This window comes from Marivita sp. NO-S04 (assembly GCF_059070475.1).
Genome location: NZ_CM180980.1, coordinates 2,435,183 through 2,457,965 on the forward strand (window position 1 = coordinate 2,435,183; position 22,783 = coordinate 2,457,965).

The following is a 22,783-nucleotide window of genomic DNA, read 5'->3' on the forward strand; positions in this document are numbered from 1 at the left end:
CCGACCAGGCGCATTTCAACGCGCGCGGGATGCCAAAACGTGGAGCGGCGCAGGTTGCCAGCGCCGCTCCGAAACGGCTTACATGCCGTGGATCATGCTATCGGGAATGTCCGCGCCAGCGTTGTCCTTGAACCACTGAGCCGCACCGGGGTGCCACTTGAGAACACCGTTCTTGTCCCAGTTCTCGGGCAGGGTCGACGTTGCCGCACGGTGGATGTTCACCATCCGCTCGTTGTCGGACATAACGACATCGACAGCCGCATTCACAAAGCTTGCCGGCAGATCGCAGTTCGCAATGGCGAAGTTCCACATGGAAACTGATCGCGCCGGTGCTTCCAGAGTGGTGTAGGCCTCGGCCGAGATCTCGAACGCAGAGACCGGGAAGGCTTCGATGATCTTGGCCTGCTCTTCTTCGGTGAACTCGATGATGTTCACATCGGTCTGAACCTCAAGCTGTGACACGGCCGGAACCGGAACGCCTGCAGCGAACGCGATCACGTCCAGCAAACCATCCTGAAGCTGACCGCCAAGGTCGGACCAGCCGCCATTGCGACGCTCAAAGTCGACACCCAGCGTTTCCATCATCCGCGGGAAATATGTGTCGGATGTCGACCCTGCCGGGCCAAAGCCGATACGCGCACCTGCCGGAATGTCGGCAATCGAAGTGATGCCCGAAGACGACAGTGCGGTGACCGAGAACGGTGTCTGGTACATCGGGAACATCGCGCAGGCGTTGGTCATCTGAAGACCGGGTGCAATCGGGTTGGTCCCCGCGAGGGATTCCGCTGCCGGACCCATCGTGGTCATGCCGAACTGAACATCACCGGTGTGCACCAGCGCCATGTTCTGCATCGGGCCACCCGTGACTTCGCCGCCACCGGAGACGCCCAGCTCTTCCGCGACAAGGTTCGCCCAACCCGAACCATAGGCAAAGAACGTGCCGCCCTGCGACGCGGTGCCCACGGTAAAGCTGTCCGGCCAACCGGTGCGGTCGGCATGGCTTTCGGCAAACGCCTGACCTGTGATGGCACAAGTGACGGCAAAGGTGAGTGCTGTGATTTTCTGCATTGGTTCCTCCCAAACGCATACAAAGAGTGTGTATAGCCCGGCCTGTGTCTCCTCGCCGGGTCGCCGCTCAGGAACCATGCGACCCCGCGCATCGCCTAGCGCCGTTACCGCCAACATTTTAGGCAAGTCACAGTTTTTCGTGGCGATGGGTCGGCGGGGGGACAAACGCCAGAATTTTTGGGTCGTGAACGACACATCGGGCCGCTGTTTGGGAAACACCCAGCGTATCAGTTGTCTGGTTCGACAAAGGACTCGCGGTCCAGACCGTAGCGCTGCATCTTTTCGTAAAGCGCTTTCCGCGAAATCCCAAGCGCCTCGTAGGTGTCTTTCAGCCGCCCCGCATTGGCCGCAAGACTGGCCGCGATCAACGCGCGCTCGTGTTCCGCCACCCGTTCAACAAGCGTTCCTGACGACGGTGTTGCCTGATCCGCCGCATCTGGTAGGCCCAGCACATAACGTTCGGCGGCATTGCGCAACTCGCGGGCATTGCCGGGCCAGTCCCGGGCCGCAAACGCATCCAGCACTGCACCCGGAACCTGTGGCACGGGTTGGTCATAACGGTCTGCCATCTGCGCGACGAAGGTCAAAAACAACATCGGAATGTCCTGACGCCGCGCTGCAAGCGACGGCATGCGGATTGTCACAACGTTGAGACGGTAGAGCAGATCACCGCGAAACGTGCCTTTGGCCGCCGCAGCCTCGAGATCGGATTTCGACGCCGCAATGAACCGGACATCAAGGTCGATCCGGTCATGTGATCCAAGACGGCTGATCGACCGGGTTTCAACGGCGTGCAGCAGTTTGGCCTGCAAGGCCAGCGGCAGGCTGTCGATCTCGTCCAGAAACACCGTGCCGCGACGAGCATGTTCGAACTTGCCAGCCCGCGCCCGTGCCGCTGCTGCAAAAGCTCCGGCTTCGTGACCGAACAATTCGCTTTCGATCATGTCCGACGGCAAAGCCGCACAGTTGATGGCCACAAAAGGCCGATCAGCGCGTTTGCTGGCCGCGTGCACAGCCTGCGCCGCCAGACCCTTGCCGGTACCGGTGTCACCCACGATCAGCACATCGGCATCGCTGGCGGCGACCGCGCAGATCTGTTTGCGAACGGTTTCCATCTCGGGGCTGAACCCGCGCAACCCGTCTTTTGCCCCAATCAACGGCGCCATTTCAGACCGCAGAGTACGGTTCTCGATGGTCAGGCGGCGCATCTCCAAGCCCCGCCGCACCGCATCGACCAGACGTTCCGGGGCATAGGGCTTTTCGATAAAATCATACGCCCCTTCCCGCATCATGCCGACAGCCAGATCCAGATCGCCATGACCGGTGACAAGGATCACCGGGAACTCCGGGTCTTTTTGCAGGGCGGCCCGCAAAAGTTCTGTCCCGTCCATGCCCGGCATCCGAATGTCTGTCACCAGAATGCCGGGGAATTCCGGCCCGATTACTGCCAAAGCAGAGGCCGCCCGGTCGAAACACGTACAGTCGAGATCAGCCAACTCCAAGGTCTGCTGTGCCGCAATGCGCAGCGGCTCTTCGTCATCGACAAACAGAACAGCGGGCGTCTTGGTCATTCGGCGGCAGCCATTGATGGCGCTTCGGCCAGCTTCAATGTCACGCTGAAGACAGCACCACCTTCGGGATGGTTGCGCCCTTCGAGCGTGCCGCCAAAGTCGCGCACGATGTTATAAGAAATCGAAAGTCCCAACCCCATGCCCTTGCCGGGCTCTTTGGTGGTGAAAAACGGATCGAACAGTTGCGCGATCTCAGCGTCGGTCATTCCGGTTCCACGGTCACGAACCCGTACATGAACCCCACCTCCGTCCATGTCGAGGGACAGATCAACAATAGGGTCCGGCACGTCGTTCATCGCATCCACCGCATTGCTGAGCAAATTGACGAAGACCTGCTGCAACCGCACCTGCCCGCCCAACACCCAGATGTCACCGTCGATCTGGTCACGGTTCACCCGGCAGCCAGAGGCCCGCATCTTGGGTTCGAGAATGACCAGCGCGCTGTCCAAAGCCCGGTTGAGCAAGACAGGTTCGGTTTTCTCACCGGGACGGCGGGCAAAGTTGCGCAAGTGAGTCGAGATGGCGGCCAGCCGGTCAACCATATCGTCGATCATTCCGACATTCTGGCGCACCTTGTCCGGCTCGCCGCGATCCAGATAGGCCCCGGCATTGCGGGCAAAGGATTTCACCGCCGCCAGCGGTTGGTTGAACTCGTGGCTCAAAGCAGCGGCCATCTGGCCCAAGGCCGCAAGTTTGCCAGCCTGAATGAGTTCCGTTTGCGTTTGCCGCAACAAGGTCTCGGCCGCGCGCCGTTCCTCGACCTCCTGCATGATGAGGGCGTTTGCGTCCTTAAGCTCTGCAGTGCGTTGGGTGACCCTGTGCTCCAGTTCTTCCTGCATCGACAGTGCCGCGCGGATCCGCTCCTGCAACTGAATGCGGCGCTGAATGACGACAGTGGCAATCAGTCCAACGAGCAACAGAAGAAGCGCCGAAAGCGCCACCGTTCCCATCGCGCGGGTCCAGGCCTGTTCGCTGGGCGTCAAAAGCGACACCTGCCAACCGGCCTCCGGGATCATTTGACTTTGCACCAAAAACTGCTCGGTCGCGCCAGAGTTGTCGGTGATCTCAACCTTCCGAAACCTGTCATCAAAGACCTCTTGCGAGGCTTGCAATGGCACAAGCTGATCCATCGGGTATTTCTTTGTGTCTTCTATGGCCGCCCGCGCCTCTGGGCTTAACGGCTCCAAAGACCGGAAATGCCAGTCGGGGCGGCTGGCCATGAAGATCACACCAGCCTCGTCCTGAACCAGAATGTCGTTCGTCCCATCGCGCCATGCATCTTCGAACGCATCGACAGTGAATTTGACCGCCAGCACACCCACGATCTCGGTCCCGTCGCGCACCGCTTCGGCAAAGAAGTAACCACGTTCCCCCGACGTCGTGCCCAGCGCGAAAAAGCGCCCCTGATCGCCAGAAAGGGCACGTGTGAAATAGGGCCGGTATGCAAAGTTCTGACCGACAAAGGACAGGTCTTTCCAGTGGTTGCTTGCCGCATGTGTCAGCCCGTTGCGGTCAATCAGAAAGATGTCAGAAAGCCCCACCTCTTCTGCGGTTTGATGCAACGCGTCGTTCACCCGGTCAATCAGTTCTGAGTTCGATGGATCCCGCAACACCTGCGCCAGATCGGGGCGTTCGGCGATCAATCCGGGCAAAGCCTCGAACCGGCGCAGCGATCCGTTCAGACCTTCGACAGCCAAGGTTAGAGTCGATGCTTCGCGCTTGCCCAACTGACTCAGGTAGACACGTTCAAGGGCGGGAAACAGCAAGACCAGCGACGCCAGCAAAAGCGCCACGCCGCCCACGATCAAGGCAACCGCCCAATTCCGCGTCCAAAGGCGATGCGTGTTTACTGTCGAACCGATCATGGCGCGAAGATGCGTCCATTCGCGAACCGAGACAAGCCGCTCGCGCGTGATCTGCGCATTTGCAGGGATAGGCGGCCTACATCACCGCCCCGATCTGCCACGGGACAAATTCGTGATCGCCCAGCCCAAGGGTCTCGGATTTGGTGGGCTGGCCAGACGCGGTGGCGCGGATGAGATCGAAAATCTCCCGACCTTTATCGGCAATCATAACCCCTTGCGACAGGACATCCCCGGTGTTCAGGTCCATATCATCCGGCATCTGCTGAAACAGCCGGTCCGAGGTGGCCAGCTTGATCGTCGGCGCTGGCTTTGACCCGAACGCCGATCCGCGCCCAGTGGTGAAAACCACGATCTGTGCGCCACCCGCGATCTGGCCGGTGACCGACACCGGGTCATAACCGGGCGTGTCCATGAACACGAGGCCGGGCGCGTCGACCTGTTCGGCATAGTCATACACGGCGGTCAGTGGCGTGGACCCACCTTTCGCCGCAGCGCCCAGCGATTTCTCCAAGATCGTCGTGATCCCCCCCAGCTTGTTGCCGGGGCTTGGGTTGTTGTCGAGCGACCCACCGTTCTGCGCGGTATAGCTTTCCCACCACTTGATCTGGCGGATCAGCTTGTCCGCGACCGCGTCAGACGCGGCCCTGCGGAGCAACAATTGCTCCGCGCCGTAAATTTCGGGCGTTTCCGACAGGATCGCGGTTCCGCCTTGCCCGATCAGCAGATCGCTCGCCACACCAAGAGCCGGGTTAGCGGTGATACCGGAAAACCCGTCCGACCCGCCGCATTGCAACGCCACCCGCAGCGCCGACATCGGTTGCGGGCTGCGCGATATGACGTTCACCTTTGGCAAAAGATCCACAACGTGGTCCTTGATCGCGTCGATTGTGGCGCGGGTTCCTCCGGTATCCTGAATGGTCAGCCCGTGGAAATGCGCCGTGCTCTCGGCGCCGAAATGTGATTGCATGCGTGCGATCTGCATCACTTCGCAGCCCAAGCCCACAAATACTGCAGCGCCGACGTTTGGATGGGTGGCATGTCCCCACAGCACGCGGTCGAGGATTTCAAATCCTGGTCCGCTGCCTGCCATACCGCAGCCCGTGCCATGGGCCAGCGCCACGATGCCGTCGATATCCGGATAGGCGTCGAGCATACCGCTCGCCTTGATCTCGGTCGCCGCACGGCGGATCACCGTGGCCGAACAGTTCACCGTCGCCAGCAGCGCGATGTAATTGCGCGTTCCAACGCGTCCATCAGGGCGCAAATAGCCTTGGAAGGTCAAAGGGGCTGACTGCGGGATGGCTGTCTGTGCAGCCTCCAGATCGGCCCCGACAGCATAGGTTTGCTCGGGGTTGTCGAAGATGCAGTTGAACGTATGCACATGGTCACCAGCGGCGATGTCGGCGGTCGCCTTGCCGATGAACTGGCCGAACTTGAGGATTGGAGCACCTGCCGGGATAGCCTGACGGGCAATCTTGTGCCCCGCTGACAAGGGCACTGGCAACGGCGCACTGACCCCAAGCGGGTCCGCGCCCGTTTGCGCCCGTACAGTCAGAACCGCGACGTTGTCAGATGGATGAAGCACCAGCGGTTCAGACATGCCCAATACCCCGGATCACGCCGCGCAATTCCGCAAGACCGCGCAGACGGCCAATCAGCGGATAACCCGGCACGAAATCACGATCATGATCGGTCAGCATGTGGTGGCCATGGTCAGGGCGGAATGGGATCACGTGATCCGCGCGCCCTTCAGCCCTGCGCCGCGCCTCTTCCCGCAAGAGAACACGCAGCAAAAGCACCATGTCGGTATCGCCATCCAGATGCGCCGCTTCTTCGAACGATCCGTCGGGCTCTTTACGCACGTTACGCAGATGGGCGAAGTGGATGCGGTCCGCCACCCGGGCAGCAATGGAAGGCACATCATTGCCCGGATGCGCCCCAAGCGAGCCGGAACAAAGCGTCACGCCATTGGCCGGACTGTCCTGCGTCGCCAGTACCCATTCCAGATCGTCACCCGTAGACACGATGCGCGGCAGTCCAAGAATATCGCGCGGCGGGTCGTCGGGGTGCACGCAAAGCCGGATGCCCAAGTCTTCAGCTGCCGGAATAACCTCTGCGAGGAACCGGGCGTAGTTGGCGCGCAACGCGTCACGGTCAATTTCGTCATACGCAGCAAGTGCGGTGCGCAGCCCCGGGATGTCGTAACGGTCAAACGCCCCCGGCATCCCGGCCATGATCGACGCCAGCAACGTGTCGCGCTCGGCTTCTGTCGCCTGCTGATACCACGCGGCTGCACGGACGCGCACCTCGTCGCTGTAATCGTCTTCGGCCGCCTGACGCCCCAACATGTGGATCTCGAACGCCACCATATGGGTCGCTTCGAACCGCAGGCAGGTGGCTCCGCCCGCGACAGGCGCCGCCAGATCGGTGCGTGTCCAGTCGAGAAGCGGCATGAAGTTGTAGCAGATCGTCTGTACGCCTTGCTCTGCCAGATTGGCCATAGACTGCCGGTAATTGGCAAAAAGCGCGGACAGATCGCCCTCGCCCTTCTTGATGCGCTCGTGCACCGGCAGGCTTTCGACGACAGACCACACGAACCCCGCCTCTTCGATGGCGCGTTTTCGCGCGGCGATCGCCTCATGCGGCCACACCTCGCCGTAAGGGATGGCGTGCAGCGCACTGACGATCCCAGCCGCACCTGTCTGCGCCACTTCGGCCAGCGTGATCGGGTCGAACTCACCGTACCAGCGCCACGTTTCGATCATAGCGCCCCCTCTTCAATTGCGGCGCGGGTGCCTTTGGTCCAAAGCTGGATTGCGGCTTTGGTGACGGGTCGGATCAATTGCTCGGCCAGCTCGGCAGGAAACACATCGCGCACACCGAGCAAAGCCGCGACCTTGCCCTCTGGTGTATCCGCACTGTCCGATGCATCGCGCAGCCGCCCCGCCAACGGGTCTCGCACGTCAATCACTTGCCCCAATTCATCCATCCCACCCACATACCGCATCCACGCCGCCACAGCGAGGCAGAGCGCAGGCGAGTCCCGCCCGGCAGACAGATTTGCCGCCAGACTGCCCAAAATGCGCTGCGGCAGTTTCTGGCTGCCATCCATCGCGATCTGCCACGTCTTGTGGCGGATACCGGGGTTGGCGTAGCGGTCGAACAGCGCATCAGCGTACTCGGTCAGGCTGACGCCATCGGGGGCCTGCACCGCCGGAATGATCTCGGACCAGAGCCGCCACACATAGGCGGAAAAGACGGGGTCCGCGACGGTTTCGGCAATGGTCTCGTGCCCGGCGAGATAGCCGGTATAGGCCAGCGCGGAATGGGTGCCATTCAGCATGCGCAGCTTCATATGCTCATGCGCGGTCACGTCTTGCACCATCTCGACACCGGCTGCGGCGAAATCCGGGCGGGCGTTCCCGACGAAATCGTCTTCGATCACCCATTGGGCAAAGGGCTCGTGCATCACCGGTGCCGCATCGACATTGCCTGTCAATTGGCCAACACGGGCGATGTCGGCCATGGTGGTGGCTGGTGTAATCCGGTCCACCATGGTGCAAGGAAACTTGCCTTCTGTGGCGATCCAGTCTGCCAGGTCCGGGTCCAGACGACGCGCGAAATCAAGCACGAGACCGCGCACCAGACGCCCGTTTTCCGGCAGGTTGTCACAGGTGAGAACAGTAAACGGCGCAACGCCTGCAGCCCGCCTGCGCTGCAAGGCGCGGACCAGAAAACCGGGGGCTGACTTAGGAAGATCATGGGCCAGATCGTGAATGATATCGGGATGATCAGCGTTCAGAGCGCCGGTGGCTGGGTTATGGCAGTAGCCCTTTTCCGTGACGGTCAATGTCACAATCCGTACATCTGGTTTCGCCATCGCGATCAGCACCGCTTGGGGGTCTTCAGGTGCAACCAGCACGTCGGTCAGAACGGTGATCCAACGCGTTTGTTCGCCTTCAGGCGCAAGCGTGACCGAAGTATAGCCCCAGCCCTGCCCCTGCAGCGCATCTCGCGTGTCGGGGCTACGCAGGGACACGCCGGTGATGCCCCAATCGCCACCCGAAGCCGCCATTGCATCGGCCACGAACACACAGCCGAAACCACGAAAGAACGCCCCAAGGCCCAGATGTACAATCCCCGTCTTGGGGCCCTGAGCGGTGTCAGCGGGCAAGCCAGCCTCCATCCACATTCAGAACCGCACCATGCACGTAGCGCGCTGCAGGCGTACACAGATATACGGCAGCGCCCGCGATGTCCTCGGCCTGCCCCCAGCGCCCTGCCGGAATACGGTCGAAGATCGCCTGATTGCGGTCGGGATCGTTGCGCAGCGCGTCGGTGTTGTTGGTCTCGATATAGCCGGGGGCAACCGCGTTCACGTTGATGCCCTTGGCGGCCCATTCGTTCGCCAAAAGCTTGGTCAGCCCTGCTACGCCATGTTTCGACGCGGTGTAGGACGGCACGCGGATGCCGCCCTGAAACGACAGCAGTGAGGCGATGTTGACCACCGCCCCGGTCCCGCCACGCTCAAGTACCGCCTTGGCAAAGGCTTGGGTGGTAAAGAACAGCGCCTTGAGGTTCACGTCCATCACTGCGTCCCAATCGGCCTCGGCGAAGTCGACCGCATCGGCGCGGCGGATGATGCCCGCGTTGTTGATAAGCAAGTCGATGGGTTGATCGTCGAACAGCCCCTGCCCCGCCATCGGATCGGCGAAATCGACCAGCACAGACAATGCGGTGCCTCCGGCCTTGGTGATCAACTCCACGGTCTCGTCACAGGTACGCCGTCCGGCACAGATCACCTCTGCCCCAGCTTCGGCCAGACCAACGGCGATGGCCTGCCCGATGCCGGTATTCGCACCTGTCACCAGTGCGCGTCGCCCGGTCAGGGAAAACATGCTCACCGCAAATCCTCCATCGCCACCATGTCCATATCGGTGAAATCGACATTATCGCCTGCCATCGCCCAGCAAAAGGTATAGGACGATGTCCCCGCTCCGGCATGGATCGACCAGGGCGGCGAGATCACCGCCTCTTCATTGGCCATGACGATGTGGCGCGTCTGCGACGGTTCGCCCATAAGGTGGAACACGCGCTGGTTTTCCGGCAGTTGGAAATAGAGATAGGCCTCCATCCGCCGATCATGCAGGTGGGCGGGCATGGTGTTCCAGACAGACCCTTCCGCGAATTGAGTGTAGCCCATCAGAAGCTGGCAGCTTTGGCACACTTCGGGGTGCAGGAACTGGATGATGACCCGCTCATTCGCCGTTTCGCGCGCACCCAGCTCGACGCGCCGTGCATCGGCCAGTGTGATGAGCCGCGTTGGATATGTCTGATGCGCCGGGGCGGACAACACGTAGAACCGCCCGTTGCCGCTAAATTTCACCGGGCCGGAGCCCATACCGATATAAAGCACCTCGCCGGTTCCAACCTCGTAGGTCGTTCCACCAACCGTCACAGAGCCGGCTGTTCCAATGTTCAGCACCCCCATCTCGCGACGGTCGAGAATGGACGGCGTGCCCGCCTCCTTGACCTGATCCAGCGCGAGTGTCCCGCCCGCAGGCACGGCAGAGCCAAGGATCAGGCGGTCATAATGGGTGTAGACAAGGTTGATCTCGCCTTCCTCAAACAGGCCACCAACATGGAAATGCGCCCGCAGCTGATCAGTATCCAGCGTCTTGGCGGTGGCCGGATCAATCGCGTGGCGGGTTTGGGTCTTGAGCATGGTGTCAGGCCTTTCGGGTCAAAGAAAATCGTCGCGGCGCGGGGTGAAGGTGTCGATGAGTGTGCCCGCCTCGCGGCAGCGGCATCCGTGTCGTGCCCCGGACGGGATGACAACGCTGTCACCGGGGCCGAGGTCGTGTTCGACATCACCCACGAAAAAAGTGAAGCGCCCTGCTTCGACATAGGTGGATTGCACATGCGGATGATCGTGCAGCTTGCCCTCGGCACCGTCTTCGAACCGGAACGCCACCACCATCAGGTCGGGGTTTTCCGCCAGCACTTGACGCGTCACACCCGGATCGGTCGGCACTACAGGATAAGTCATGTCTTTCCTCATCTGAAAAGCGACGGCAGCCAGAGCGACAGCGCCGGAATGTAGGTGACAAGCATCAGCGTCACCAACGCCGCACCGTAAAAGGGCCAGATCGTCCGCACCGCATCCCAGACCGGAATGCGACCGACCGCGCAGCCCACGAACAGCACCGCTCCCACCGGCGGCGTGCAAAGCCCGATGCCAAGGTTCAGGATCAGGATGACCCCAAAATGCACCGGATCGACACCAAAGGCCGTGGCCACCGGCAGGAAGATCGGCGTGGTGATGACGATCAATGGCGACATGTCCATGAAGGTGCCAAGGATCAGCAGCACGAGGTTCAGCAGCAGCAGGATGATGATCGGGTTGTCCGACACCCCCTGCAACAGCGCCACCATCGACGCGGGCACCCGCGTGTAGGCCAAGAGCCAGCCGAAGGCCGCCGCACATCCGATGACCATCAGCACCATCGCGGTGGTGCGGACCGCGGCAAATGTGGCTTCGATGAAGTCGCTCCAGCTCAGGCTGCGATAGACGAAGAACGTCACCAGCAGCGCATAAACCACCGCGATGTTCGAAGACTCGGACGCGGTAAACACCCCTGACCGCACACCGCCAAAGATGATCGCCACAAGGATCAGTCCAGGCGCTGCCGACACGAACAGCGTGCCGAGCATCCGCACGCCCTGAAAAGGCTGGGTCGGGTAGCCCTTGCGCACCGCCATCCACCACGCGGCCAGCATCAGAAGACCAGCCAGCAGAAAGCCCGGTATGATCCCTGCGGTGAAGAGATCGGCAATCGAAATGCGCCCGCCCGCTGCAATTGAATAGATGATCATGTTGTGGGACGGCGGCAGCAGCAGCGCGATGATCGAACTCACCACGGTGATGTTGACCGCGTAATCGGTATCATAGCCGCGCTCTTTCATCTGCGGGACCATCAGGCCACCCACCGCGCTGGCATCGGCCGCCGCCGAGCCGGACACACCGCCGAACATCACCGAAGACAGCACGTTGACCTGCCCCAGCCCACCGCGCAGGTGGCCGACAAACCCTCCGGCAAGCGCCACGAGCCGTCGTGCAATGTCGCCGCGCACCATCAAATCGCCCGCGTAGATGAAGAACGGGATAGCCATCAGCGCGAACACTGACACGCCTGAGTTCAAACGCTGAAAAACGACGACCGGCGGCAAGCCGAGATAGGCAATGGTGGCAAAGCTGGACACACCCAGACAGAACGCGACAGGCGTGCCGATCAGCAGCAGAAACGTGAAAGTTCCGAAGAGGACATAGAGTTCCATCAGTCGATCTCTGCCTCTTCGCCAAAGCGCGCGGTCGGAAGACCCGCGGCGCGGCGCGCGATCCGCTCGGTCGAGAAAAGGACGATCAGAACTCCGCCCGCGACAATCGGGGCAAAATCGAACGCGCCGGAAATTCCCAAGCCCGGCAGCTTGTTACCGGCCGTCTTTTCCGCCAGCTGCCAGCCGTACCAGATCATGCCGACGCCAAAGGACGCGACGGCCAGATCAGAAATCGAATGCAGCACCAGCTTGATTCGCTGCGGCACCACATACAGCAGAACATCGAAAGAAAGATGGTAGCCTTCGCGGATGCCAACGGCAGCACCCAGAAAGATGAACCAGCCCATGATCATCACCGATGCAGGTTCGGTCCAGATGATACTGTCGTTCAGCACATAGCGCCAGAACACCTGCGCCGCGATCAGCACCGTCATCAGGACCAGCCCGATCCCGGCAACCCACAAGGCGACACGCGCCAAACGCCCGGTCAAAAGCGCAATCGTTTTCATCATGTCAGGCCTGCCCACCCTCGCAAAGACACCCGCCCCATGACAGTCGGCCATGGGACGGGTCTTGGATTATTCAGTTGCCTGAATATCAGCGACCATCTGCTGAAGCTTGGGTGAGGTCACGTATTTTTGGTAGACGGGAACCATGGCTTCGATGAAGGGCGTCTTGTCGATATCGGTAATGATCTCGACACCCGCATCCCGCACGCGCTGCTCGGACACCTTTTCGCGCTCCTGCCACAGGTCACGCATCACCGGAACGGAATCGCGTGCTGCCTGACGGACGATTTCCTGCTCTTCAGCGGACAGCTTGTCGAAGCTGGTTTTGGACATCACCAGCACTTCGGGCACGATCAGGTGCTGGTTCAATGTGTAATACTGGGCGACCTCGAAATGGCCCGAGCTGTCATAAGACGGCCAGTTGTTTTCGGCTCCGTCGATCACGCCGGTCTGGATCGAGGAATAGACCTCGCCGTAAGGCATGGGCGTGGCGTTGGCGCCAAGGGCAGAGACCATGTCGACAAAGATGTCCGACTGCATGACGCGGAACTTCATCCCGGCAAGGTCTTCGATAGAACGGATCGGCCGCTGCGAGTTGTAGAAGCTGCGCGAGCCACCGTCGTAGAACGCCAGACCAACAAGGTCGTGATCGCTGAAAGCATCTAGGATCTGCTGTCCCACCGGGCCATCCATCACGCGGTGCATGTGGTCGGTTGACCGGAAGATAAACGGCAGCGACGGCACTTGAGTTTCTTCGATGATGTTGTTGAACGGCCCAAGCGAGACGCGGTTCATGTCAATCACACCGAACTGCGTCTGTTCGATCGTGTCCTTCTCCTGCCCCAGCTGGGCCGAGTGGAACACTTCGATGCAAAGCTTGCCGCCGGTGCGCTCTGCAAGCATCTCGCCCATCTTCTGTACCGCGACGACGGTCGGGTAGCCTTCGGGATGGGTGTCTGACGACCGCAGTGTCACTTCGCAGGCCGCAGCCGCCGAGACAAAGGCGACACTGGCCAGCAAGGCCGCCCCAAGTGTTTTGACGTAATTCATGGTTTCCTCCCAGAAAATGGCTCTCAGAGCCGGTAAGCCTGCTTTGCAAGCCGGTATGCGAGGTCATGTGCGACCTCGAATGCTTCGTCCTTTGCCAGCCGCCCTGTGGCGATCAGGTTGGCAAGGAACGCGCAATCAACCCGGCGCGCCACGTCGTGTCGCGCGGGGATGGAACAGAAGGCACGGGTGTCGTCGTTGAACCCGACGGTGTTATAGAACCCGGCGGTTTCCGTCGCCATTTCACGGAACCGCATCATGCCTTCGTAGCTGTCGTGGAACCACCAAGGCGGGCCGAGTTTCAGCGTCGGGTAGACGCCCGCGAGGGGTGCCAATTCGCGGGCGTAGGATGTCTCGTCCAGCGTGAAGAGGATGATGGTCAGATCGGACCGTTCGCCCACCGCGTTCAGCAGCGGGCGCAGGGCGTGCACGTAATCGGTGCGTGTGGGGATGTCATAGCCCTTGTCCCGCCCGAACCGCGCCATAATCGGATCGGAATGATTGCGCGCGGACCCGGGATGGATTTGCAGAACAAGACCATCCTCAAGGCTCATCCGCGCCATCTCGGTCAGCATGTGGCCTCGGAAGGCATCCGCCTCATCTGCGGTGCAAGCGCCTCGCAGCGCTTTGTCGAACAGCGCCGCAGCAACATCCTGCGGCAGGTCTTCGGTGCGGGCAGTTGGGTGGCCATGGTCCGAGGATGTCGCGCCGAATTCCTTGAAATAGGCGCGGCGGTTGCGGTGGGCCGCAAGGTAGCCCTGCCATGTCGTGGCATCCTCGCCCGCCATCTCGCCCAGCTTTTCGACATTGGCGGCGAACCCCTGAAATTCGGGATCGACCACGGCGTCTGGGCGGTAGGCGGTCACGACCTTGCCGCTCCATCCACTGTCACGGATCATCCGGTGCCATTTGAGATCGTCGATGGCGCTTTCGGTGGTCGAGATCGCCTCGATGTTGAACCGTTCGAACAAAGCACGGGGGCGAAACGCCTCCTGCTTCAGGCAATCGTCGATCCGGTCATAGATCGAATCCGCGGTCTCGGAGGACAGACGTTCGGTGACACCGAACACCTCTTGCAGCGCGTGGTCGACCCAAAGGCGGGTCGGTGTGCCTCGGAACAAATGGTAGCCCGACGCGAACAGCCGCCAGATGGTTCGCGGGTCTTGTTCGGTCTCGCCGCCATCTGCGCGGGGAACACCCATCGCTTCCAGCGGGACACCCTGTGAATGCAACATGCGGAAGACGTAGTGATCCGGGGTCACGAAAAGGCGCGCGGGATCGGGGAACGCGGCGTTCTCGGCAAACCATTGCGGATCGGTATGGCCATGCGGGCTGATGATCGGCAGATCACGGACCGAGTCGTAAAGCGTTCGGGACAGCCCGCGCAAAACAGGGTCAGGCGAAAACAGCCGATTCTCATCCAATAGCGCCATGTTTCCTCCCGTTTTTCCCCAGCGGAGCATGGCTTTTGAAAACCGCTGATGACTAATATCCTAGTTTGGCAATTTTTACGCGTCAACTAATATCCTAGTTGCAAAGTCTGGGGGTGCCTGTGCTATGAAGACGGCAAGGCAATACGCATGAGGAGGGCGAGACACGTGACGACATCGGTCCAGAAAAAATCAGCCCCCCTGCCCCTGCCCCAACTGCGCCAGCAGGTTCAGCCGACGATTGCGGATCAGGTCTTCAAGGTCTTGCACGACCGCATCCTGTCGCTTGAACTGCCACCAGAGACCAAGATTTCCGAGGCCGAGGTCTCCGCCAAGATGGGCGTGTCGCGCCAACCCGTGCGCGAAGCGTTCCGCCGACTGGCCAACCTTGGCTTCCTCCAAATCCGCCCCCAAAGCGGCACCACCGTCAGCCTGATTTCCGAAGAAGCCGTGCTGCGCGCGCGTTTCATCCGGCTGGCGCTTGAAATGCACACCTGCCGCACCGCCTGCCATGTGATTTCCGATGAGGGGCTTCATGCGCTGTCCAATCTGATTGACCAGCAAAAAGAGGCCATCTCCGAAAACAACCGATCGCGATTCCACGCGCTGGACGACGCCTTTCACCGAGAGATCTGTGTCCAATCCGGAGTGGGCTATGTCTGGGACGTGATCAGCGAAAACAAGGGCCATATGGACCGCGTGCGGATGCTGACGCTTGACAGATCGTCCCAGAACTATGCGCTGAACGAGCACATCGCCATTCTGGACGCCTTGAGCGCCCGAAGCCCGGACGCGGCGGCGGATGCTATCGACAAGCATCTGTCGCGCATTCTGGTGCAGATCGACGAGATCAAGGCCGAGAACCACAATTGGTTTACGGATATCGCGCCGTGACCCGGATCGTCTGCATCGGGGAATGCATGGTCGAGATGGCCCCGCTGGACACCGTTGGCACTTACCGTATGGGGTTCGCGGGCGACACTCTCAATACCGCGTGGTATCTGGCCAAGCTATTGGGCGACCGCGCGCAGATCGGGTATTTCACCGCCGTGGGCACGGACAGCCTGTCCGACCAGATGCTGGACTTTCTTGGGTCGGCCAAAATCGAGACCACCTTCATCCTGCGCCGGGCAGAGCAGACATTGGGTCTCTACATGATCCAGTTGCAGGACGGAGAGCGCAGCTTCAGCTATTGGCGCAGTCAAAGTGCGGCGCGCACACTGGCGCAATCGGGTAAAGACATCGCCAAACCGCTTGATGGTGCAGACATCGCCTATTTTTCGGGGATCACGCTTGCCATCCTGCCAGAGCAAGATCGCGACACGCTGCTGGAACAATTGCAGGATTTCGGCGCTCGCGGTGGACAGGTCGTGTTCGATCCAAATCTGAGACCAAAGCTTTGGCCCGACACAGCAACCATGACCTCGGCAATCACCAAGGCCGCACTATGCAGTCATGTCGTGTTGCCCTCGCACGAGGATGAAGCCACCTGGTTTGGCGACGCGACCCCAATAGATACCGCCAAGCGTTATACCGATCTTGGCGCGAGCATTGTCGTCGTGAAGAACGGTCCGGGCGAAATCATCCTTCACACGGAACGAGGAGCGCAGCACCTTGCCCCGACCCACGTAGTCAATGTGGTCGATACCACGGCTGCGGGGGATTCATTCAATGCTGGCTTTCTGGCCGCGCGCTGCACCGGGCTGTCGCCCGAGCACGCTGTGAGCACCGGAGCACAGCTTGCCGCGCGGGTCGTCACACATCGCGGCGCCTTGGTGCCTGAGGCCATCAACGCAAACTGACAAGCCGCAGCACGACGTGCGGCAAATCACAAGAACGCGCTTTACCTCGCCCACGAAGAAAAGCATTTTGCACGGATGAAACAGCGGACTCCCAAAACCTTCATGGCGCGGGTGCGGGCCATTTTGCCCGACCTTCACCCCACCGAACGTCGGCTTGCTGAGGCGGTGCTGGATTTTCCCGGCGACATGGCTGGGTATTCCGCCTCGGAGATCGCGGGATTGGCCGAAGTCTCGAATGCCACGGTTTCAAGGTTTGTGCGCAAACTGGGATACACGTCTTATGACGAGGCGCGAAAGGCCGTTCGGGAAGAGGGGCGCACCGGCTCTGCCCTCTTACGCTTTGGTACTGGGCAGAATGACACGATCAACACTGCCGGTCGACACCTAGACCAATCCCGCGCCAATCTCGACGCCACCTATGGCAGCCTCGCATCGGACGAGATCGACAGTCTTGCCCACGCCCTGCACAAAGCGCGGCGCGTCTGGCTGGCCGGGTTTCGCGCAGGTTACCCTTTGGCCAGCTACCTTGGCTGGCAAATCACGCAGGTCCTGCCATCAGTTTCGGTTGTGCCGCGCCCAGGCGAAACACTGGCCGAATCCGTGGCGACCCTATCCACCGACGACGTCGCCATCGTCCTATTGCTCCGTCGCAACCCCAAGATCGCGTGGAGCCTTGCGAAAGCCGCAGTGGACTCAGGGGCACAGGTTGCCCTGATCGGGGATGTCCCGTCGATGGAAGCCCTACCTGCACGCTGGCACATCACCTGTACGACAACTTCATCAGGGCCGCTTTTGAACCATGTCAGCGTGATGGCAGTCTGCAATCTTGTTGCAGCCCGCTGTCTTGAGGTGTCCGGGCCAGCCGGACGCAAGCGCATGGGCGATATCGAAGACATGCACGAGCGGCTTGCCGAACTCTGATCGGCGCAGCCTGCGACTCATCAACGGCCAAAATCCAACCGCACCCCCCTGCCAATCGCCCATTTCTTGAGCAGGACAGATGAAAACTGTCCGCACCTCCAAGAAAATACAATTTCTTATTTTGCCGTTGTAAGAAAAATTCCTTTCATATGGGCCAAGTTTCTTTCACGCCTTGAAAAGGAGAATCGCATCATGACAAAACATCTGATCCTAGCTGCCACACTTGCCGCGCTGCCTGCCGTTGCCTCGGCACAGACTGTCCTTCAGATCAACTCTTCGCTGCCCGAAGGCTCGTTCGCGCATGTCTTCCTGCAGGAATACGAAACCCGTCTGGAAGCGGCCGCGCCAGGCGCGGTCGATGTGCAGATTTTCATGTCGAACACCTTGGGCAAGGAAGAAGACGTGCTTCAGGGTCTGTCCCTTGGCACGCACCATGGGTCTTTGTCGGCTTCAGCCGTGTCGCAGATCAACACGCGCACTGCGATCTTCGATCTGCCCTACCTGTTCGAAGACCGCGCGGCAGTACAGACCTTTGCCTCCAGCCCCGCAGGCGAAATGCTTGCCGACGGGTTCGACGGCACCGGCATGGTTCTGGCCGCGATGTGGGACAATGGCTTCCGTCAGATCACCAACAAGGTGCGCCCGATCGTCGTGCCAGCTGACCTCGAGGGTCTGAAAATCCGGACACCGACCAACAAACAACGGGTCGAAATGTTCAACACGCTGGGGGCCAACGCCACGCCGCTGTCCTTTGGCGAGGTCTATTCGGCGCTTGATCAGGGTACAATCGACGGGCAGGAAAACCCCGCCAACGTCGTAGACACGGCCAAGCTCTTTGAAGTGCAGGGCTACATGTCGCTGTCGAACCATGTCTACCTTCCAACCTTCCTCGTCTTTGGTGAACCTTTCCTTGCCAGCCTCGACCCAGAGCTGAAGGACACTATCCTGAGCGTGGCGCAGGACGTTGCACCGTGGACCTTTGAATGGGGCGAGACGACCGACAGCGAAACCATCGCGGCATTGGCCGATAAGATGGAAATCAACGAGATCGACTTTGCCGCGTTCCAAGCCGCCGCAGCACCGCTTTACGAAAGCCCGACCTTTGTGGACGTGATCGGTGAAGACATGATCGCAGCCACCAAAGCTGCCCTTGGTATCGAGTGAGGCCAGCAGCGATGGACCGCCTGATGCAAATCACCGACACCCTCGACCGCTGGACGACAGCCGTGCTGGATGCGCTTGTGGTGGCCATGGCGGGCCTGCTTCTGATCCTGCTGAACTGGGCGGTCTTCGCCCGGTTCGTTCTGAACGACAGCGTGTCTTGGGGCGAAGAGCTTCCGGCGCATATCTTGTCTGCGCTGACTTTCATCGGCGCAGCTTATCTGACACGGACCAATGAACACCTCGGGTTTGACGCGGTGTTGCGGGTCATGTCCCCCACACTCAAGCGCATCGTCACCGGAATGAACCTGATCCTGATGGGCGGGTTCGGGGCGTTGTTGGCGTGGTATGGCGGCATTGCCGCACTCAGCTTTGGGTCGCGGACCCTGATTTCCGTTGAACTGCCGATGGTGCTGTTTCGCGGCACGATGGCCGTGGGCGGGGTGCTGATCCTGATCTTCTGCGCCGTCCGGCTGGTCGGCATTGCAACCGGGCGCGTCTCGCCCGATGACCTTCTTCCCGAAAGCGACGCATGATGTTTCTTGACCCCGGTTGGATGATCCTCATTCTGCTCGTCGCGCTGCTGATCGCAGGACTTCCTATAGCCTTTGTGCTGGGCGTCACGGCGGCTACGATGATCCTGCTCGACCCAGCTGTGGTGCCGCAGATCATCGGCTTGATCCCGTTTGGCGGGGCAAACAATTACCTGCTCGTGGCCGCCCTGCTGTTCATGATCGCAGGCGAAATCATGAACCAAGGCAAGATCGCTGAAAAGTTGATCGCCTTTGCATCGTCGCTGGTGGGGCACATCCGGGGTGGCCTCGCACATGTCAACATTCTGACATCCCTCTTCTTTTCCGAGATTTCGGGCACTGCCACTTCGGACGCCGCCGCAATCGGATCGGTGATGATCCCCCAGATGCGCAAGCGTGGCTATCCGGCGGCGTTTGCCGCAGCCGTCACATCGACCTCGGCCACGATGGCGATCATTGTGCCACCGTCGCTGAACCTGATCCTCTACGCCTATGTGGCCAACGCCTCGATCGCCGAGCTGTTCGCGGCAGGCATCCTGCCGGGCATCATGGTCTGTGCCCTTCTGATGGCGACAGCCTATTTCATCTCGGTCAAGCGCGGCTATCCGACCGAAGGGGAGTTCTCGCTCAAGCGGGTTGCCGAAACCGGCAAGGACGCAGCAATCCCGCTGACCCTGCCGATCCTGATCCTTGTCGGCATCCTTGGCGGTATCTTCACAGCGACAGAGGCAGGGGCCATCGCTGCCTTCTGGTCAATCGTCCTGGCCGCACTGGTTTACCGAACGGTCAAGCTGGGCACATTGATCGACACGTTGCGTGTCGCTGGCAAGCGGTCGGCGATGCTGATGTTCATCGTGGCGACCTCGACCCTGCTGGGCTGGTATCTGACCAACCAGCGCATTCCACAGGACATCGCACAGGCGATCCTTGGGATTTCAGACAATTACTGGGTGGTTTTGCTGGCGATCAACGTGTTCTTCCTGCTGGCGGGCACGATCATTCATGGCACACCGGCAATCCTGATGCTGGTGCCGATTTTCCTGCCGCTTGCGGATCAATTGGGCATCGACCGAGTGCATTTCGGTCTGATCCTGACGATCAATCTTGGCATCGGTCAGCAGACGCCTCCGGTTGCATCTGTGGTTCTCATCACCTGCGCCATCGCCAAGATCTCGATTGCCAAGATCATCCCGTCGATGCTGGCCTTTATCGGGGCCATGCTGATCGCGCTGATTCTCGTCAACCTGTTCCCGGCGATTTCGCTTTGGCTGCCATCGGTGCTAGTCTGATGCGCTTGCTTGTCGTCAATCCAAACACATCGCAGGGCATCACCGACCGCATCGCACAAGCGGCGCAAAGTGCCGCGCAACTCGGCGACCGGGTGACGACCCTTTCGGCGGCGTTCGGCCCCGAACTGATTGTGACGCCCGAGGACGGGGAAGAAGCCGCGCGCGGTGTGGTCGAGACCATTCGCAGCCAGCCTGACCTGCCGGACGCAATTGTTCTGGCTTCGTTTGGTGACACTGGCGCAGAGGCTGTCCGCGCGCTTTGGCCAGATATCCCCGTGATCGGGATCGCCGAGGCCGCATTCGAAACCGTGCGCGGGATCGGAGGGCCGTTCGCCATCGTGACTTTTGCGCCTGAAGTCGCGCCACCGCTTCGGGACAAGGCCATTGAGCATGGCGTCGGCGCCCAGTTGATCAGGGTTGCGGCGCACCCCGAAGCCATTGAGGGTGATCCCGCGGACGTGGCCGACGCCCTTTTCAAGGAGCTGGTCGATCTGTGCCACGCCTGCGAACGTGATGGCGCAAAGGCGATTGTCATGGGCGGTGGTCCATTGGCCGGTCTTGCTGCGCGGATTGCGCCGCTGTGCGACGTGCCGGTCATCGACGGCACAGTCGAGGCGCTTCGCCACATCCGCCTGCGCATCACTGCCGCCGCCCCGCTTTCAAAAACAGGCGGCGTGCTGCCGTGAGTGTGCGGGTCGTCACAGCCAGATGGGTCGTCACCGGCATCTCCGGAGATGGCGAGATCCAGATGATTGACGATGCCGCCATCGCGTTTGAAGACGGGGTGATCCACGCCGTTGCCCCAAAAGCTGAGATTGTGGCAGCCTATCCCGACGCGCGGGTGGAGGACTATTCCCATCACCTAATCATGCCCGGCCTGATCAACGCGCATCACCATGTCGGGCTGACACCCCTGCAACTGGGCGCCCCGGATTCCCCGCTTGAACTGTGGTTTGCAGCGCGGCTCGCCATCCGCAAGGTCGATCCCTATCTCGACACGCTTTATTCCGCATTCGAGATGATCTCATCCGGTGTGACCACGGTGCAGCATATTCAGGGCTGGGCCATGGGCGGGCTGGAGGGAGTCGTTGGTTCGGCCAGTCGCGTGATCGAGGCCTATGACGACATCGGGATGCGGGTGTCCTACTGCTACGGCGTGCGCGAACAGAACCGATTTGTCTACGAAGACGATGCCGCTTTCTGTGACCGCCTCCCGCCAGAAACTGGCAAAGCCATGGCGGCGCATCTGCAACGGCTGACGATGCCGTTCGAGGACTTCCTGACGCTGTTCGACCGGTTGACCGAAACCAAGACATCGCGGCGCGCGCGGGTGCAATTGGCCCCGGCCAACCTGCATTGGATGACCGATGACGGGTTGCTGGCGCTTCAGGAAAAATCCGTGGCCGCCAATGTGCCGATGCACATGCACCTGCTGGAAACCGCGTATCAGAAGGAATATGCTTTTCGCCGCACCGGCATGACCGCCGTTCGCCATCTGGAAAAGCTGGGATTGCTTGGCCCCCACATGACCCTTGGCCACGGGGTCTGGATGACCGAAGAAGACATCGAGATTTGCGCCGGGACCGGCACCTGTATCTGTCACAACTGCTCGTCCAACCTGCGGCTTAGGTCAGGCGCGTTACCGCTGATGGAACTGGTCAATCGCGGCATGACGGTGGGCATGGGCATCGACGAAGCCGGGATCAACGATGACCGCGACATGCTGCAAGAGATGCGCATGGTGCTGAACCTGCACCGCATCCCCGGCATCGACCCATCAGATGTGCCCTCGGCCGGTGACGTGCTGCGGATGGCAACCGAACACGGCGCGCGCACCACCGCGTTTGGAACTGAAATCGGTCGGTTGGAACCCGGCTGCCGGATGGATGCCGTTATCCTGGATTACGACAAGGCCACCTACCCCTACCAAGACCCCGATATTTCGCCGATGGTTGCATTGATCCACCGAGCGAAATCGAAAGACGTGGATACGGTGATCATCGAAGGTGAAGTGGTTTACCAAAACGGACGCTTCACGCGGGTGGACCGCGACGCGATCCTCGCTCAGATCGCCGAAGCGCTTGCGGCGCCACGTGACGCGGATGAACTGCACCGCCATGAATTACGCGAAGCCGTGTTTCCGACGGTTCGGGCGTTTTACGACGAGTATCTTCAGAACACTGCAGACCGGACACCCTTCTACAAAGCGTCATCCCGCCGATAACTCCAGTTCGTCACGGATGTAACGG

General features: G+C 60.7%; 21 protein-coding genes. 8 read left to right on the plus strand and 13 right to left on the minus strand.

Translation table 11 applies throughout. The features are described from left to right. Positions 1-78 precede the first annotated feature (78 nt). The 13 genes from ACK3EW_RS12555 to uxaC all read right to left on the minus strand — a co-directional run bounded on the left by ACK3EW_RS12555 (position 79) and on the right by uxaC (position 14,831). Positions 79-1,068, minus strand: a complete 990-nt coding sequence (locus ACK3EW_RS12555; RefSeq protein WP_493806488.1) for a TAXI family TRAP transporter solute-binding subunit — start codon at positions 1,066-1,068, stop codon at positions 79-81. 227 nt (positions 1,069-1,295) lie between these two features. Then, positions 1,296-2,639 (minus strand): sigma-54-dependent transcriptional regulator, encoded by a 1,344-nt coding sequence (locus ACK3EW_RS12560; RefSeq protein ID WP_493806489.1) that lies wholly within the window; start codon positions 2,637-2,639, stop codon positions 1,296-1,298. Continuing rightward, positions 2,636-4,504 carry a sensor histidine kinase gene (locus ACK3EW_RS12565; protein WP_493806490.1) on the minus strand — a complete coding sequence of 623 codons (1,869 nt, stop codon included), beginning with the start codon at positions 4,502-4,504 and terminating at the stop codon, positions 2,636-2,638. Before ACK3EW_RS12565 ends, ACK3EW_RS12560 begins: the two co-directional genes overlap by 4 nt. A 76-nt stretch (positions 4,505-4,580) precedes the next feature. Next, positions 4,581-6,104: a UxaA family hydrolase gene (locus ACK3EW_RS12570; RefSeq protein ID WP_493806491.1), complete on the minus strand. Its 1,524-nt coding sequence runs from the start codon at positions 6,102-6,104 to the stop codon at positions 4,581-4,583. After that, complete coding sequence (uxuA, locus tag ACK3EW_RS12575; RefSeq protein ID WP_493806492.1) at positions 6,097-7,269, minus strand: mannonate dehydratase; 1,173 nt, start codon at positions 7,267-7,269, stop codon at positions 6,097-6,099. Before uxuA ends, ACK3EW_RS12570 begins: the two co-directional genes overlap by 8 nt. Beyond that, entirely contained in the window at positions 7,266-8,678 is a 1,413-nt protein-coding gene (locus ACK3EW_RS12580; protein ID WP_493806493.1) for a mannitol dehydrogenase family protein, read from the minus strand. The genes uxuA and ACK3EW_RS12580 overlap by 4 nt, the downstream gene beginning before the upstream one ends. Further along, on the minus strand, positions 8,668-9,408 hold the full coding sequence (kduD, locus tag ACK3EW_RS12585) for a 2-dehydro-3-deoxy-D-gluconate 5-dehydrogenase KduD (protein WP_493806494.1): 741 nt from the start codon (positions 9,406-9,408) through the stop codon (positions 8,668-8,670). The genes ACK3EW_RS12580 and kduD overlap by 11 nt, the downstream gene beginning before the upstream one ends. Then, positions 9,405-10,229, minus strand: a complete 825-nt coding sequence (gene kduI, locus ACK3EW_RS12590; RefSeq protein WP_493806495.1) for a 5-dehydro-4-deoxy-D-glucuronate isomerase — start codon at positions 10,227-10,229, stop codon at positions 9,405-9,407. Before kduI ends, kduD begins: the two co-directional genes overlap by 4 nt. Before the next feature lie 18 nt (positions 10,230-10,247). Then, entirely contained in the window at positions 10,248-10,553 is a 306-nt protein-coding gene (locus ACK3EW_RS12595) for a cupin domain-containing protein (RefSeq protein WP_493806496.1), read from the minus strand. Positions 10,554-10,561: 8 nt separating this feature from the next. Next, on the minus strand, positions 10,562-11,842 hold the full coding sequence (locus tag ACK3EW_RS12600) for a TRAP transporter large permease (protein ID WP_439119194.1): 1,281 nt from the start codon (positions 11,840-11,842) through the stop codon (positions 10,562-10,564). Next, positions 11,842-12,351 carry a TRAP transporter small permease gene (locus tag ACK3EW_RS12605; RefSeq protein ID WP_439119204.1) on the minus strand — a complete coding sequence of 170 codons (510 nt, stop codon included), beginning with the start codon at positions 12,349-12,351 and terminating at the stop codon, positions 11,842-11,844. The genes ACK3EW_RS12600 and ACK3EW_RS12605 overlap by 1 nt, the downstream gene beginning before the upstream one ends. A gap of 69 nt (positions 12,352-12,420) precedes the next feature. Further along, complete coding sequence (locus tag ACK3EW_RS12610; protein WP_493806497.1) at positions 12,421-13,401, minus strand: TRAP transporter substrate-binding protein; 981 nt, start codon at positions 13,399-13,401, stop codon at positions 12,421-12,423. Between the two features lie 23 nt (positions 13,402-13,424). Further along, complete coding sequence (gene uxaC / locus ACK3EW_RS12615) at positions 13,425-14,831, minus strand: glucuronate isomerase (protein ID WP_493806498.1); 1,407 nt, start codon at positions 14,829-14,831, stop codon at positions 13,425-13,427. A gap of 165 nt (positions 14,832-14,996) precedes the next feature. Between uxaC and ACK3EW_RS12620 the strand changes: the two genes are divergently transcribed. From ACK3EW_RS12620 to ACK3EW_RS12655, 8 genes are all read left to right on the plus strand, one after another. After that, complete coding sequence (locus ACK3EW_RS12620) at positions 14,997-15,722, plus strand: GntR family transcriptional regulator (protein WP_493806499.1); 726 nt, start codon at positions 14,997-14,999, stop codon at positions 15,720-15,722. Continuing rightward, positions 15,719-16,630 carry a sugar kinase gene (locus tag ACK3EW_RS12625; protein ID WP_493806500.1) on the plus strand — a complete coding sequence of 304 codons (912 nt, stop codon included), beginning with the start codon at positions 15,719-15,721 and terminating at the stop codon, positions 16,628-16,630. The genes ACK3EW_RS12620 and ACK3EW_RS12625 overlap by 4 nt, the downstream gene beginning before the upstream one ends. A gap of 75 nt (positions 16,631-16,705) precedes the next feature. Further along, positions 16,706-17,551, plus strand: coding sequence for a MurR/RpiR family transcriptional regulator (locus tag ACK3EW_RS12630; protein ID WP_493806501.1), 846 nt, complete (start codon positions 16,706-16,708; stop codon positions 17,549-17,551). 192 nt (positions 17,552-17,743) lie between these two features. Next, entirely contained in the window at positions 17,744-18,715 is a 972-nt protein-coding gene (locus tag ACK3EW_RS12635) for a TRAP transporter substrate-binding protein (protein ID WP_085628720.1), read from the plus strand. Between the two features lie 23 nt (positions 18,716-18,738). Next, on the plus strand, positions 18,739-19,248 hold the full coding sequence (locus tag ACK3EW_RS12640) for a TRAP transporter small permease (protein WP_493806502.1): 510 nt from the start codon (positions 18,739-18,741) through the stop codon (positions 19,246-19,248). Then, positions 19,245-20,534 (plus strand): TRAP transporter large permease, encoded by a 1,290-nt coding sequence (locus ACK3EW_RS12645; protein ID WP_238939651.1) that lies wholly within the window; start codon positions 19,245-19,247, stop codon positions 20,532-20,534. The genes ACK3EW_RS12640 and ACK3EW_RS12645 overlap by 4 nt, the downstream gene beginning before the upstream one ends. Then, the gene (locus ACK3EW_RS12650) at positions 20,534-21,220 is read left to right on the plus strand and encodes an aspartate/glutamate racemase family protein (RefSeq protein ID WP_493806503.1); all 687 of its coding nucleotides are present in this window, start codon (positions 20,534-20,536) and stop codon (positions 21,218-21,220) included. The genes ACK3EW_RS12645 and ACK3EW_RS12650 overlap by 1 nt, the downstream gene beginning before the upstream one ends. Further along, positions 21,217-22,758, plus strand: coding sequence for an amidohydrolase family protein (locus ACK3EW_RS12655; protein ID WP_493806504.1), 1,542 nt, complete (start codon positions 21,217-21,219; stop codon positions 22,756-22,758). Before ACK3EW_RS12650 ends, ACK3EW_RS12655 begins: the two co-directional genes overlap by 4 nt. Positions 22,759-22,783 lie beyond the last annotated feature (25 nt).

Coding starts and splice junctions, on each gene's coding strand:
- uxuA (WP_493806492.1), bottom strand. CDS start 7,269: ATGATCGAAACGTGGCGCTGGTACGGTGAGTTCGACCCGATCACGCTG.
- ACK3EW_RS12650 (WP_493806503.1), top strand. CDS start 20,534: ATGCGCTTGCTTGTCGTCAATCCAAACACATCGCAGGGCATCACCGAC.
- ACK3EW_RS12560 (WP_493806489.1), bottom strand. CDS start 2,639: ATGACCAAGACGCCCGCTGTTCTGTTTGTCGATGACGAAGAGCCGCTG.
- ACK3EW_RS12630 (WP_493806501.1), top strand. CDS start 16,706: ATGAAACAGCGGACTCCCAAAACCTTCATGGCGCGGGTGCGGGCCATT.
- ACK3EW_RS12600 (WP_439119194.1), bottom strand. CDS start 11,842: ATGGAACTCTATGTCCTCTTCGGAACTTTCACGTTTCTGCTGCTGATC.
- ACK3EW_RS12635 (WP_085628720.1), top strand. CDS start 17,744: ATGACAAAACATCTGATCCTAGCTGCCACACTTGCCGCGCTGCCTGCC.
- kduI (WP_493806495.1), bottom strand. CDS start 10,229: ATGCTCAAGACCCAAACCCGCCACGCGATTGATCCGGCCACCGCCAAG.
- uxaC (WP_493806498.1), bottom strand. CDS start 14,831: ATGGCGCTATTGGATGAGAATCGGCTGTTTTCGCCTGACCCTGTTTTG.
- ACK3EW_RS12570 (WP_493806491.1), bottom strand. CDS start 6,104: ATGTCTGAACCGCTGGTGCTTCATCCATCTGACAACGTCGCGGTTCTG.
- ACK3EW_RS12605 (WP_439119204.1), bottom strand. CDS start 12,351: ATGAAAACGATTGCGCTTTTGACCGGGCGTTTGGCGCGTGTCGCCTTG.
- ACK3EW_RS12595 (WP_493806496.1), bottom strand. CDS start 10,553: ATGACTTATCCTGTAGTGCCGACCGATCCGGGTGTGACGCGTCAAGTG.
- ACK3EW_RS12565 (WP_493806490.1), bottom strand. CDS start 4,504: ATGATCGGTTCGACAGTAAACACGCATCGCCTTTGGACGCGGAATTGG.
- ACK3EW_RS12555 (WP_493806488.1), bottom strand. CDS start 1,068: ATGCAGAAAATCACAGCACTCACCTTTGCCGTCACTTGTGCCATCACA.
- ACK3EW_RS12645 (WP_238939651.1), top strand. CDS start 19,245: ATGATGTTTCTTGACCCCGGTTGGATGATCCTCATTCTGCTCGTCGCG.
- ACK3EW_RS12610 (WP_493806497.1), bottom strand. CDS start 13,401: ATGAATTACGTCAAAACACTTGGGGCGGCCTTGCTGGCCAGTGTCGCC.
- ACK3EW_RS12640 (WP_493806502.1), top strand. CDS start 18,739: ATGCAAATCACCGACACCCTCGACCGCTGGACGACAGCCGTGCTGGAT.